The organism is Cedecea sp. P7760, assembly GCF_013386425.1.
GTDB lineage: Bacteria > Pseudomonadota > Gammaproteobacteria > Enterobacterales > Enterobacteriaceae > Cedecea > Cedecea selenatireducens.
On sequence record NZ_JACARU010000026.1, the window covers coordinates 32,243 to 45,677 of the forward strand.

Here is a 13,435-nt window from a genome sequence, read left to right on the forward strand (position 1 = left end):
TCTCCGAGTATAAGTGTTGTTTCCTGGCGCCTGTTTTTCACCTTCCGCGCTCCTTGTACCATGATTTTACTCAATTGATGAACCCATTACCTTATTGGAGCTGCTATGAAAGCTATTGCTATTACCCGCGCTGCGAAAGACGGCAGCAATATTGACGCGCTGCAGGAGATTACGCTGCCAAAACCTGTTGCTCAGGGCCACGACATCCTGGTGGCGGTGAACGCCATTTCCGTCAACCCGGTGGATACCAAAGTCCGCAGCGGCTTTAGCAGCGACACGCCTCGCGTGCTGGGCTGGGATGCGGTAGGCACCGTTGTGGAAACAGGCGAAGCCGTGACGCTGTTCAAACCAGGCGACGCGGTATGGTACGCCGGTTCGCTGACCCGCCCCGGCAGCAACAGCGAATATCAGCTGGTGGATGAGCGCATTGCGGCGCTTAAGCCTCAGTCCGTAGAAAATGCCGCAGCGGCCGCGTTGCCGCTGACGGCGATCACAGCCTGGGAAATGCTCTTTGACCGCCTGGGCATTCAGGAAAACGGCAGCGAAGGTGAAGTGCTGCTGATCGTCGGCGCGGCCGGTGGCGTGGGTTCTATCCTGACCCAGCTAGCCCGCAGGCTGACAAAAGTCACGGTCATTGGCACAGCTTCTCGCCCTGAAAGCCAGAAGTGGGTGACCGAGCTTGGCGCACACCACGTTATCGACCACAGCAAACCGCTGACCGAAGAGTTGCAGCGTATTGGCGTGAAGCACGTCACGCATGTTGCCAGCCTGACCAACACCGAGGAGCATTATGCCCAGCTGATCGAAGCGCTCATTCCGCAGGGGAAATTTGCGCTGATTGATGACCCGGTTGCGCTGGACGTTCGCGCGCTGAAGGCCAAAAGCATTTCGCTGCATTGGGAGTTTATGTTTACCCGTTCGATGTTCGTCACCAGCGATATTATTGAACAGCACAACCTGCTGACGCGCGTGGCGAAGCTTATCGACCAGGGCGTGTTGAGAACCACGCTTGGCGAACATTATGGCACGATTAACGCGGACAACCTGCGCCGCGCCCACGCGCTGCTGGAAACCGGGCGTGCGGTGGGCAAAATTGTGCTGGAGGGCTTCTGATATGGCGACGACGGAAACGCTGACCATTATTGCAATGCTGAAGGCGAAAGCCGGTCAGCAGGATAATCTGAAAGCCGCGTTGAAAGCGCTGGTTGCGCCGAGCCGCCTTGAACCGGGCTGCCTCGATTACACGCTGTTCCAGCTTCAACAAGCGCCTGATACGTTTTATGTCCGCGAGTCGTGGCGGGGCCAGCAGGCGCTTGATCTGCACAATTCGCTGCCTCACTTCCAGGCATTTGTGCAGCAGATGGACGCCCTGCTGGCGGAACCGCTGAAGCTGGTGCCGCTGGACGAAGTTGCCGTTTAACTTATATGCGCGGCGGCCAGGCAGGCCGCTGCAAAACACAAAGACTTATTCAGGAAAAATCATGAACATTATTGATGCTGCCTCCCGCCGTTATGCGACGAAAGCTTTCGATGCTGCTAAAAAAATTGCCGCCGAAGATGTGGATAAGATTAAAAATCTGCTGCGCCTCAGTCCTTCAAGCACCAACTCGCAGCCGTGGCACTTTATTCTGGCGAGCACGGATGAAGGCAAAGCGCGTATCGCGAAAGCGACCACCGGGCCTTACGCGGCAAACCAGCCCAAAGTGCTGGATGCTTCACATGTCGTGGTGTTCTGCGCGAAAACTACCTACGACGATGCTCATCTGCATACGCTGCTGCAAAAAGAGCAGGAAGACGGGCGTTTTGCCACCGAGCAGGCAAAAGAAGGGCAGCACAAAGGCCGCTCTTTCTATGCCAATAAGCACCGTTTTGACCTGAAAGATGCGCAGCACTGGATGGAGAAGCAGGTTTATCTCAACCTGGGCACGCTGCTGCTGGGCGTCTCCACCCTGAATATTGATGCCGTGCCGATTGAAGGGTTTGACGCCGCCGTGCTGGACGAAGAGTTTGGCCTGCGTGAGAAAGGCCTTACCAGCGTGGTGATGGTGGCGTTGGGCTACCGTAGCGTGGAGGACTTTAACGGCAGGCTGCCGAAGTCGCGTCTTGATTTTAGTCAGATCCTGACAGAGATCTAAGTGCGTGATGATAACGTGATTTAACTTTTATTTTCCCTGCGCGCAGGAATGGATATTAGGCCATTCCTGCGCTTATTCATCAGATTGGGGGCATTGAGGCGTGGAAAGAGGGGGGAAATGATCTATACTTTGCTCTCTTAATTCTACGGATGGCCATGGTTGTGAAGGACACGTATTATAATGACAGCAAGGTAAATTCATTAATTCAGCGCGAACTTGATGAATTTATTCTGAATTACAAACATACGACCTATGCGTATGCTGTGATGAATAAGAAAGACCCTTCCCAGATGCGTATTATCAATAACAATCCGCAATGGTTTAACATCTATCTCGAAAATAAATATCAGTTTATTGACCCGGTGATTGTCCGGTCTCTCAGCAGCCTCGAGGATTTCTCCTGGGACAGCGGCATGATGGTCTCTTCCGGGTATACGCTGAAACGTATTTTTGACGAAGGCTCGCAGCACAACATCGTTCAGGGGCATACGTACCCGCTGCATGACTATGTTAATAACCTTGTGGTGCTCTCGCTGATCAGCCATCAGCCTTCCGACGCTAACCTGACAGAAAACCGCGAAGCGGTGATTGCTTTCTTTATCAGGCTGCATCAAAAGATGCTGAATTTATACAGCGATATTCGGCAGAAAAAAAACGTCTTCCTGTCGCCGCGTGAGCAGCAAATTTTGCAGTGGGTTTATGCCGGTAAAACGTATGCAGAAATCGCCGTGATTCTCTCAATCACCGAGCGTACGGTAAAATTCCACATGGGCAATGCCATGAAAAAGCTGGGCGTAAACAATGCCCGCCACGCGGTCAAATTAAGTATCGAACTCCGCTTGTTGGACCTGAACGCCTGACCGAAATACTACAGGTGGTTGAGCTGTGTAAGCGTGTCGCGCAGCCATGCGCTGTTGTTGTCTTTATTGATAATGTCTTCGATAATCTGTTGATTGGCGGGCATAAAAATATAATAAACCGCCTCGCCCTTCTCTGAGAGCCCTTTCTGAATCACCTCAACTTTCCAGTCTGCCTGACGGAAAATGGCGTACATCCCACGACTGGTTACCGCGTGCATGCCGGGATAGCCGTTTTTAATGCAATACATAATCATCGCCAGGAATAAGGCTTTGCTGGCGGGCAGGGTGCGTAAATTACCGTCGTCACGACGTTCTTTGTCGAGGAATAATCGGGTGATTTCACAGCATGGAATATCTTTTGGTAAACTAATATTATTGAAATATTGATGAAATATTTCATCGGTCATTGTCGGGTATTTAGCGTCAATAAAGCGCGCGCCACAAAACAATTGGCCTTCCGACATGCCCATTAAATAAGTTGTATTCTCGTTATCGAACTGATCTCTTTCCAGATTATCTTCACATTTCACATCCCATTCGAGCCGTTCATGAAATGTTTTTTTGCGCAACGCATACAGCTCCCGGGCAAGACCAGGGTGTAAATCATTATGATGACTTATAAAAAATTCAATTGCAGAACACATAGCGTATCCCTGTATGTGGAAGTCCCCCTGTACTTAAAGACAGCTTTTTTTTGCCTAAGGCCTTCTCTAAACTAAAAAAATCCTGACCGGCCGCGCCAACACGCAAACTGGTCAGGCGGTCAAAGACCTGAGCAACACCAAGGGAAATGTTCACAGATTATTATCTAGTACACCGATTTCCCGATGCACAAGATTGTAAGCACTTGTAATTTTACATTACGAAAAATAAAAATAAAGAAAATTAAGCCCTCGCTCATGCGGGGGCTTTTCTTTTATATCTCTCAGGATCGCTACACGTTCTCCGCCGTTCTCTACAATATGCCGCATTTCTTCGTGAAAATTTACTAACATAACGGCCTGCAGGCGGAAAATTATTTTATAAAACAGAGGGCTTTGATCGCGCGAAAAGCGTACGGCACAGTTGAATAGTAGCCGACGAATTAAAAAAGTGAATGCCTTGCGCGAGGGAAAAGTGAATTTTGTGAGGGCGTAAAGGCTGTATGAAAAATCCAGATGCAAAAAGCCCGCTTAAGTTTCCTTAAGCGGGCTTCTTAAATATGGCTCCTCTGACTGGACTCGAACCAGTGACATACGGATTAACAGTCCGCCGTTCTACCGACTGAACTACAGAGGAATCGTGTGAACGGGGCGAATATTAGCGAGGGCGCTCTGGCTTGTCAAAGCCTGCAAGACATCTTTTGCATCGTTTGCCGATAAAACAATCAACCCCCGGCTAAAATCAGTCCCCGACATAACTTTACAGCGCAAAGATTGCCAATCTTTCACCAGCCGCTAAGATAGGCCGGGTTAAACAGTGAGGGCCTAATGGTAAAACAGCAGCGTATAGGAATATGGTTTCTTTGTCTGGCATGTGTCGTGGTACTGGTTTGTACCGCACAACGCATGGCGGGCCTGCACGCGTTGCAGATGCAAACCGTTGCCAGCGCCGTTGTTGCCCAGTCCGAAAGCCCACAGGCCGACAGTGACGCCCCGGTCACGCCCTGTGAGCTGAGCGCCAAATCACTGCTGAGCGTGCCGCCCGTATTATTTGACGGCGCCTTATTCGTATTCTGCCTGCTGCTTTCACTGCTGGCACCCGTGCGTTCCACGCGAATGCCGTTTTCCCCTCCAAGAGCGACTTCACCTCCCACCCTCAGGGTGCATCTACGTTTCTGCGTATTCCGTGAATGACAGACCGGCTGTTACCGACAGTTAGTTAATCATTTACGGAGAAAAAACATGTTTAATCGCTTCAGGCAGGCGCTGCTTTGCCTGCTTATGCTATGGCTGCCCGTATCCTGGGCGGCAGAGGCCGGCTGGCAACAATCACCGGATAACGATCACGCCAGCGTCAGGCTGCGCGCGGACACCACAGCCAATAACGAAACTCGTCTTCTGCTGGACGTAAAGCTTGAGAAAGGCTGGAAAACCTACTGGCGCTCGCCGGGAGAAGGCGGCGTTGCGCCGTCTATTGCCTGGCAAGCGGATATGCCAAAGGTGGAATGGTTCTGGCCCACGCCTGCGCGCTTTGACGTCGCCGGAATAACGACCCAGGGCTATCACGACCGGGTCACCATCCCGATGGTTATTCATGGCCGTGCGCCGGAAACCCTTCGCGGCGTGCTGACGCTTTCCACCTGCAGCAACGTTTGCCTGCTGACCGATTATTCCTTTACCGTCACCTCTACGGCTGCGGACGCTACGTTTGCTCACGACTTCGCTCAGGCGATGGGGCAGGTGCCGGTTGAAGGCGGGCTGACGGATTCGCTAAAAGCGGGCTACCGCCAGGGAAGCCTGGTTATCGACGCCGTGCGTGCCGGAGGCTGGACGAATCCGGGGCTTTATCTTGACCCACCGGAAGATACGGATCTGGGCAAGCCGACCTTCCGCATCGACGGCGACACGCTGCAGGCGACGGTGCCGGTGAGCGACGGCTGGGGCGAGGGTGCGCCAGATCTACGCGGTAAATCGGTCACTCTGGTGCTGGCTGACAGCGGCATCGCCCAGCAAAACACGCTCACTATTGGTTCGGCTCCCGCCGCTGCAGGCGGAAACGACGCGTTCCCGCTCTGGCAGGTGGTGCTGATGGCGCTGGTGGGCGGTCTTATCCTTAACCTGATGCCGTGCGTGCTGCCCGTGCTGGGCATGAAGCTCGGGTCTATTCTGCTGGTTCAGCAAAAAGACAGAAGTCTGGTGCGCCGCCAGTTTTTAGCCTCGGTTGCAGGAATTATCGCTTCCTTTATGGTACTGGCCTTGTTGATGACCGCCCTGCGGCTGACCAACCAGGCGCTGGGCTGGGGCATCCAGTTCCAGAACCCGTGGTTCATCGGCTTTATGGCGCTGGTGATGCTGGTGTTCAGCGCCAATCTGTTTGGCCTGTTCGAGTTCCGACTTTCCTCCAATATGAACACTCGCCTGGCTACCCAGGGCGGCAACGGCATGGCCGGGCATTTCTGGCAGGGTGCTTTTGCCACGCTGCTGGCAACGCCGTGCAGCGCGCCTTTCCTCGGCACGGCGGTAGCCGTTGCGCTGACCGCTTCCTACCCGGTTCTGTGGGGGCTGTTCCTGGCATTGGGGCTGGGCATGAGCCTGCCGTGGCTGCTGATTGCGCTTCGTCCCGGCCTTGCCATGCGCTTACCGCGTCCGGGGAAATGGATGAACTGGCTGCGCCGCGTGCTTGGCCTGCTGATGCTCGGGTCGGCTATCTGGCTGGCAAGCCTGCTGCTGGTGCATTTCGGGGTTTCTGGCGGCAAGCCCGCGCAGGAAAATATTGCCTGGCAGCCGCTCAGCGAACAGGCGATTCAGGACGCGCTGGCGCAGCATAAACGTGTGTTTATCGACGTCACCGCCGACTGGTGTATCACCTGTAAAGCCAACAAATACAACGTGCTCAATAAAGAGGACGTGCAAGCCGTGCTGCAGGCTCCGGACGTGGTTGCCCTGCGCGGTGACTGGACGCTGCCGTCCCCGCAAATCACCGACTTTTTAAGAAGCCGCGGCCAGGTTGCCGTGCCTTTCAACCAAATTTATGGCCCAGGCCTGCCGGAAGGCAAAGTGCTGCCCACGCTGCTGTCTCGCGACTCGGTTCTGACGACCCTGGATGAAGCCAAAGGAACAACCCAATGAAATACGCCTTTATTCTGATCCTCTCTCTGTTCTCCGGCCTGGCGCTGGCGGCAAAAGAAGAGCCCGCTCCGTTTTCCGCCGAGCAGCAAAAGCAGCTGGAAGTGCTGATTGAGCAGGCGCTGTTTAATGACCCGGCCAGCCCGCGCTTCGGCGCCAAAAAACCGCTATTAACCCTGGTGAACTTCACCGATTACAATTGCCCGTACTGCAAGCAGCTCGACCCGATGCTGGAGAAGATTGTGCAGAAATATCCCGATGTGGCGGTGATTGTGAAGCCGCTGCCGTTTAAGGGAGAAAGCTCCGTGCTGTCGGCGCGAACCGTGCTGACCACCTGGCGTCAGCATCCCGAACAGTTTCTGGCGCTGCATGAAAAGCTGATGCAGAAGAAGGGCTATCACGATACGGCGAGCATCGCGGTAGCCGTTGAAAAGAGCGGAGCAACCCCGGTAAAGCCGGATGAAAAAAGCATGGAAACCTTAAGCACCAACCTTCAATTAGCGCGCATCGTCGGCGTGCAGGGCACACCAGCCACCATTATTGGCGATGAAATGATCCCCGGTGCGGTGCCGTGGGAAACGCTGGAAGAAGTGGTCAAAGAAAAGCTGGCGGCCGCCCGTGGCAAGTAAGCTGCGGCGCTGGCTGCGAGAAGGATTAATTCTGCTGGTGCTGCTGGCGGGCGTGATGCTGGTAATGGACTGGTGGCGCGCACCTCAGTCACCTCCCGCTTTTGACAGCACCCCGCTGTACACGCTAGACGGGCAAAACGTCACGCTCGGTGCGCTGAGTGCGGATCGCCCGCTGCTGGTTTACTTCTGGGCCAGCTGGTGCGCGGTGTGCCGTTTTACCACGCCGGACGTGGCGAAGCTGCAGGCCGAAGGGCAGAACGTGATAACCATTGCGCTCCGCTCCGGCAATGAAAGCGAAGTTTCCCGCTGGCTGTCGCGTAAAGGCGTGAGCTTCCCGGTTATTAACGACGCCGACGGCGCAATATCCCGCAGCTGGAAGATTGACGTGACGCCAACGCTTGTCGTGGTGGATAAAGGCAAGGTGGTGTCTACAACCAGCGGCTGGACGAGCTACTGGGGAATGAAAATGCGCCTGTGGTGGGCCGGGATGTGAATAACCGTGTCGGTTTATAACCGGCACGCTGTTTTCAGTCTCAGAAATGCACCCTCGTGGTGCATTCATACCTCTTATGGGGCATAAGCAAAACCCCAGTTTCATTAATCATCCCCGAAGGCTTTATTAGTTTCTCTTATTATCCAGCCTGTTATCGTGTTTGTGCCGTAAACGAGAAATGTGGCAAGCATATTGCAAAACCTTCTACGACATCACTGCCATGACTGGCGCTGGCATTCCGTAATAGGGGGCAAAATGAATTTAAGACGACTGAAGTACTTCGTAAAAATCGTTGATATTGGCAGCCTGACCCAGGCGGCAGAAGTACTGCATATCGCACAGCCGGCGCTCAGCCAGCAGGTTGCCACCCTGGAAGGGGAGCTGGATCAGCAGCTGTTGATCCGCACCAAACGAGGCGTAACGCCGACGGAAGCGGGAAAAATTCTTTATGCTCATGCGCGGACCATTCTGCGCCAGTGTGAGCAGGCGCAGCTGGCGGTTAATAACGTCGGCCAGACCATTAACGGGCACGTCTCCATTGGCCTGGCGCCTGGGATGGCAGCCTCCTCTATTACCATGCCGCTGCTGCAGGCCGTGCGTGCCGAGTTGCCGGATGTGCAGGTTTATCTGCATGAAAACAGCGGGTCGCAGCTTAACGACAAACTGCTCAGCGGGCAGCTTGATATGGCCGTTCTGTATGACCGCACGCCAACGGCCGGGCTAACCAGCCAGCCGCTGCTGAAAGAAGATTTGTTCCTGGTGGGCACCCGTGACTGCCCGGGCACGACGATAGATTTGTCTGACGTTGCCGCCATGGATCTTTTCCTGCCACGCGACTACAGCGCGGTGCGCAAACGGGTGGATGAGGCTTTTTCCCTGCGCCGCCTGACGGCAAAAATCATCGGCGAAATCGAGTCAATTTCGACGCTAACTGCGGCGATTGCCAGCGGTATGGGCGTGACCGTGCTGCCGGAATCTGCGGCTCGTTCGCTTGCCGATTCGGCCAGCGGCTGGATGGCACGCATCACCAGTCCGTCGCTAAATTTACCGCTGTCGCTGAACCTTTCCGCGCGTTTACCGCTTTCCCCTCAGGCCCAGGCGGTAAAAGAAATTCTTATGTCTCTGGTGACCCGCCCGGCGCTGGAAAATCGCGAGCTGATGCTGGTGGGTTAAGTTCGCTTATTACTAAATGGAATAGGTTGCTGGTTTTTATTATTTGTCCCGCCGGGGCTGTGACTTTAACAATGGTGTAAAGAACAGTCACGATCCCGGGGGCGATGTGAACTTCCAGCAACTTAAAATAATCCGCGAGGCGGCGCGGCGGGACTACAATCTCACCGAAGTCGCCAACATGCTTTTCACCTCTCAGTCCGGCGTCAGCCGTCATATTCGCGAGCTTGAAGAAGAGCTGGGCATTGAAATATTCATTCGTCGCGGCAAACGGTTATTAGGTATGACCGAACCGGGCAAGGCCCTGTTAGTGATCGCCGAACGCATTCTTAATGAAGCCAGTAACGTTCGTCGCCTGGCCGATCTCTTCACCAATGACACCAGCGGCGTGTTAACGATAGCCACGACCCACACCCAGGCTCGATATAGCCTCCCGGTGGTGATCAAAGCCTTTCGCGCATTATTCCCCGAAGTTCGCCTCGAGCTTATTCAGGGTACGCCACAGGAAATTGAATCCCTGCTGCACAGCGGGGCGGCTGATATCGGCATCGCCAGCGAACGCCTGAGCACCGACCCGCTGGTGGTCGCCTACCCGTGGTTCCGCTGGTATCACAGCCTGCTGGTGCCGCAGGGGCATCCGCTGATTCATACCAGCCCGCTGACGCTGGATGATATCAGCCGCTGGCCGCTGATCACCTACCGCCAGGGGATAACCGGCCGTTCACGCATAGATGAGGCGTTTGCCCGCAGAGGCCTGACGGCTGATGTGGTGCTTAGCGCCCAGGACTCCGACGTGGTGAAAACCTACGTCGAGCTCGGCCTGGGGATTGGGCTGGTGGCCGACCAGGCCAGCGGTGAAGAAGGGAGTCTGGTACGCCTGGACACTCGCCATCTGTTTGACGCCAACACCGTGTGGCTTGGCATTCGACGCGGGCAGCTGCAGCGAAACTATGTCTGGCGCTTTATTGAATTGTGCAACCCGGAGCTTTCGGTCGACGAAATTAAGCGCCTGGCGCTTGAGCCCGAAGAACCCGCCATCGATTATCAAATCTGATATGCCCATACCCTAATTGTGGTATTTGTGGCGTTGTTAATAAAATATTAAATAATTAAATAAAGCGGTGCGCGGTGAATTTATATTTACCGCGCGCTTGCTGTATTTTTAAAAATAGTGTTGAGAAAGTTTCTCGCTGAGAAAAATAAGACAGAAAAACGCTCCCTATCGCAAATTATCGATCAATTGCGATTCAATTAATAGCTCTCAGCTATCTATGTGGCCTGACCATACGAAAAAACCGATCAAATTCATAAAGTTAATCAGAATGTATCCGATAAGCCTGTACGAGGTGCTTCCATCCCTTTGTGCTATTTATTTTCTGCTGTTTCGACCGCAGAGGATTTTGCGCATTCATAAAAATACGCTTCCCAAGGGAGAAAAAATGTCACTACATGATGTAAAAATTCGCAGCAAATTAACGCTGACGATCGCTATTTTTATTGTGCTGATGGTATTCAGCTCGGGGCTTTCTTTACTCAGCCTCAGCAGGGCAAATACCGGCATCCAGACCATTGTTAACAGTGATTACCCGACGACCGTTAAAGCCAACGACCTGATTGATAGTTTCCAGGAGTTTGTTAATACGCAGCAGCTGATGCTGCTGGACGAAGCGGGCGTCTTTCGTCAGAAGTCAGAAAAGCACCTGGCCGAAATTAGCGCGCACATTACCGCGCTGCTGGCCGATTTAAACAAATCCAGCACCGACGCGGCTTCACAAAAAGCATTGCAGGAGCTGACTGGCATCCGTAAAGAGTATCTGGACTCGCGTTTTCGTATTTTACAGGCGGTGCAGCAGAACAACCGGGCCGGCGCGCTGCAGGAAATGATGGCCACTACCATTCAGATTCAGGAAAAATACAAAGATAAGGTGCAGGAGCTTATCGTCATCCAGAACCAAAAGATGGCCGCCGCCGGGCTGCAGGTGGATAAAGATTACCGATCCAACCGGCTCGTCACCGTCCTGCTGACGCTGCTGAGCATTGCGCTGGGTACCCTGATTGGCATGTTCATCGTGCGCTCCATCACCCGCCCGCTGGTTCAGGCCGTTGAGTTTGCCGAGGCGATTGCGGAAGGTGACCTTACGGGCAGCATCACGGTGACCCATAAAGACGAAACAGGCGAACTGCTGCAGGCGCTGATGAGCATGAAAGTGCGCCTGCAAGAGATTGTCCATCAGGTTCAGCAGGGCTCGGAAACTATCTCTTCTGCCGCCGCGCAAATCGTGGCCGGTAACCAGGACCTGGCGGCGCGTACCGAAGAGCAGGCCAGCTCGGTAGAGGAAACGGCTGCTTCTATGGAGCAGATTACCTCTACGGTGAAAAACACCTTTGACCACACCAACGAGGCAACCAAACTCTCATCCGAAGCCGCGTCGGTGGTGAAAAACAACGGCCAGATGATGTCTCAGGTCACCAGCAAAATGCGCGTGATTAACGAAACCTCTAATCGTATGTCGGACATCATTAACCTTATCGATTCCATTGCGTTCCAGACCAATATTCTGGCGCTGAACGCGGCGGTGGAAGCGGCTCGCGCGGGTGAGCACGGCCGCGGTTTTGCGGTGGTGGCCGGTGAAGTTCGCCAGCTGGCGCAGAAAAGCGCCTCGTCCGCGAGCGAGATCAGAAGCCTGATTGAAAACTCGACCACCCAGACCCGTGAAGGGATGGGCCTGGTGGAGAAAGCCAACGCGCAGATTGCCGGTATGATCGAAAACGTGCAGGAAATGAACACCATCCTCGGCGAAATCAAGCAGGCAAGCCAGGAGCAAACCGACGGCATTTCCCAGATCAACAGCGCCATTGGCATGATTGACTCAACCACCCAGCAGAACTCCGCGCTGGTGGAAGAGTCGGTGGCGGCGGCGGCGTCGCTTAACGACCAGGCAAAACAGCTGCGTGACCTGGTGCGCGTGTTCCGCCTGCAATAACCTTTCACCCCTTCTTTAAGCCAGCGCCCGCTGGCTTTTTTCATTTCTAGCGCCTGCTTTTTTCGCTTCCGGCATGACAACATTCATCATTATTGTTATGTTATAACATATCAATAATAACGACATGGTCGGTAAGGAGTTGCAATGTCATCGTTTACACAGGCCCACAAAGGGGCGAAAAAGCTGCCCGTTACCGTGCTGTCCGGTTTTTTGGGCGCCGGGAAAACCACGCTGCTGAACCATATTTTAAACAACCGGGAAGGGCGCAGGGTGGCGGTGATCGTCAACGATATGTCCGAGGTGAACATCGACGCGGCGCTGGTGCGTGAGGGAGGCTCGAGCCTGACGCGCACCGACGAGAAGCTGGTGGAGATGAGCAACGGCTGCATTTGCTGCACGCTGCGCGAAGACCTGCTGGTGGAAATTAGCCAGCTAGCCAGAGAGGGCCGCTTTGATAACCTGGTGATTGAGTCAACCGGGATTTCTGAACCGCTGCCGGTCGCCGAGACGTTTACCTTTGTGGACGACAAGGGTGAGAGCCTGTCCGATATCGCGCTGCTCGACACCATGGTGACGGTGGTGGACGGATATAACTTCCTTCGTGACTATGAATCTTACGAGAGCATTCAGTCGCGCGGGGAATCGATGGGGGAAGAAGACGAGCGCACGGTGGTTGACCTGCTGATTGACCAGATCGAATTTTGTGATGTGCTTGTCCTCAATAAAACCGATCTTATTAGTGACGAAGAGAAGCGCCGCCTGATGTCCATGCTGCATTCCCTTAACCCGAGGGCAAAAATTATTACTTCGGCGTTTAGCGAGGTAAGCCTTGACCAGGTGCTGAATACCGGCCTGTTTGATTTTGACGCCGCCGCACAGGCTCCGGGCTGGCTCAAAGAGCTGCGCGGGGAGCACACGCCCGAAACGGAAGAATACGGCATTCGCAATTTTGTCTTTCGCGCTCGTCGTCCCTTCCACCCGGCACGTTTCCAGATGGTGACCGACGGTGGGCTAAAAGGCGTTATTCGCTCCAAAGGTTTTTTCTGGCTGGCGAGTCGCCCTCATCATGCCGGATCCTGGTCCCACGCGGGCGGCGTGATGCGTCAGGGGCTGGCGGGAATGTGGTGGGCTGGTATTCCCCGTGAACGGTGGCCGCAGGACCCAGAAAGTCTCCAGCACATTTTAAACAACTGGGAAGACGGCATCGGCGATGCGCGGCAGGAAATTGTCTTTATCGGTATTGATATGGATGAGGCTGTTTTGCGTGAGAAGCTGGAATATGCGCTGCTCACCGATGCCGAGATGGCGGAAGGTCCCAAAGCCTGGGCACGCTATTACGATCCGATAGATGCCTGGTTTGACTGACCGAATTCCCGGCCGCCCGTTTGCAGGCGGCC

At 54.3% G+C, this 13,435-nt stretch carries 13 protein-coding genes and 1 tRNA gene; 12 read left to right on the forward strand and 2 right to left on the reverse strand.

The features are described from left to right. The first annotated feature begins 105 nt into the window (after positions 1–105). The 4 genes from HX778_RS11495 to HX778_RS11510 all read left to right on the forward strand — a co-directional run bounded on the left by HX778_RS11495 (position 106) and on the right by HX778_RS11510 (position 2,995). A complete protein-coding gene (locus HX778_RS11495) occupies positions 106–1,113 on the forward strand; it encodes a zinc-binding alcohol dehydrogenase family protein (protein ID WP_176982040.1) in 1,008 nt (335 codons plus the stop codon). A gap of 1 nt (position 1,114) precedes the next feature. Next, complete coding sequence (locus tag HX778_RS11500; RefSeq protein WP_038481459.1) at positions 1,115–1,420, forward strand: putative quinol monooxygenase; 306 nt, start codon at positions 1,115–1,117, stop codon at positions 1,418–1,420. 61 nt (positions 1,421–1,481) lie between these two features. Further along, positions 1,482–2,135 carry an oxygen-insensitive NAD(P)H nitroreductase gene (gene nfsB, locus HX778_RS11505; RefSeq protein WP_176982041.1) on the forward strand — a complete coding sequence of 218 codons (654 nt, stop codon included), beginning with the start codon at positions 1,482–1,484 and terminating at the stop codon, positions 2,133–2,135. 155 nt (positions 2,136–2,290) lie between these two features. After that, positions 2,291–2,995 (forward strand): LuxR family transcriptional regulator, encoded by a 705-nt coding sequence (locus HX778_RS11510; RefSeq protein ID WP_081948204.1) that lies wholly within the window; start codon positions 2,291–2,293, stop codon positions 2,993–2,995. Between the two features lie 8 nt (positions 2,996–3,003). On the opposite strand, the gene HX778_RS11515 is transcribed toward HX778_RS11510, so the two are convergent. Both HX778_RS11515 and HX778_RS11520 read right to left on the reverse strand, forming a co-directional pair. Next, a complete protein-coding gene (locus HX778_RS11515; RefSeq protein WP_038481465.1) occupies positions 3,004–3,639 on the reverse strand; it encodes an acyl-homoserine-lactone synthase in 636 nt (211 codons plus the stop codon). A gap of 558 nt (positions 3,640–4,197) precedes the next feature. Beyond that, positions 4,198–4,273 (reverse strand) — tRNA-Asn (locus HX778_RS11520). A gap of 191 nt (positions 4,274–4,464) precedes the next feature. Here HX778_RS11520 and HX778_RS11525 point away from each other — a divergent pair. The 8 genes from HX778_RS11525 to zigA all read left to right on the forward strand — a co-directional run bounded on the left by HX778_RS11525 (position 4,465) and on the right by zigA (position 13,403). Further along, positions 4,465–4,830, forward strand: a complete 366-nt coding sequence (locus HX778_RS11525; RefSeq protein ID WP_038481471.1) for a hypothetical protein — start codon at positions 4,465–4,467, stop codon at positions 4,828–4,830. Positions 4,831–4,878: 48 nt separating this feature from the next. Further along, positions 4,879–6,765, forward strand: coding sequence for a protein-disulfide reductase DsbD (locus HX778_RS11530; RefSeq protein WP_176982042.1), 1,887 nt, complete (start codon positions 4,879–4,881; stop codon positions 6,763–6,765). After that, on the forward strand, positions 6,762–7,391 hold the full coding sequence (locus tag HX778_RS11535) for a DsbA family protein (protein ID WP_176982043.1): 630 nt from the start codon (positions 6,762–6,764) through the stop codon (positions 7,389–7,391). The genes HX778_RS11530 and HX778_RS11535 overlap by 4 nt, the downstream gene beginning before the upstream one ends. Next, positions 7,381–7,884 carry a protein disulfide oxidoreductase gene (locus HX778_RS11540; RefSeq protein WP_176982044.1) on the forward strand — a complete coding sequence of 168 codons (504 nt, stop codon included), beginning with the start codon at positions 7,381–7,383 and terminating at the stop codon, positions 7,882–7,884. The genes HX778_RS11535 and HX778_RS11540 overlap by 11 nt, the downstream gene beginning before the upstream one ends. Positions 7,885–8,139: 255 nt before the next feature. Continuing rightward, entirely contained in the window at positions 8,140–9,057 is a 918-nt protein-coding gene (gene nac / locus HX778_RS11545; protein ID WP_038481483.1) for a nitrogen assimilation transcriptional regulator NAC, read from the forward strand. A gap of 106 nt (positions 9,058–9,163) precedes the next feature. Continuing rightward, positions 9,164–10,108 carry an HTH-type transcriptional regulator Cbl gene (cbl, locus tag HX778_RS11550; protein ID WP_038481486.1) on the forward strand — a complete coding sequence of 315 codons (945 nt, stop codon included), beginning with the start codon at positions 9,164–9,166 and terminating at the stop codon, positions 10,106–10,108. Between the two features lie 385 nt (positions 10,109–10,493). Further along, complete coding sequence (locus tag HX778_RS11555; protein ID WP_176982045.1) at positions 10,494–12,038, forward strand: methyl-accepting chemotaxis protein; 1,545 nt, start codon at positions 10,494–10,496, stop codon at positions 12,036–12,038. A gap of 144 nt (positions 12,039–12,182) precedes the next feature. Further along, positions 12,183–13,403, forward strand: coding sequence for a zinc metallochaperone GTPase ZigA (gene zigA / locus HX778_RS11560; protein WP_176982046.1), 1,221 nt, complete (start codon positions 12,183–12,185; stop codon positions 13,401–13,403). Positions 13,404–13,435: the final 32 nt, after the last annotated feature.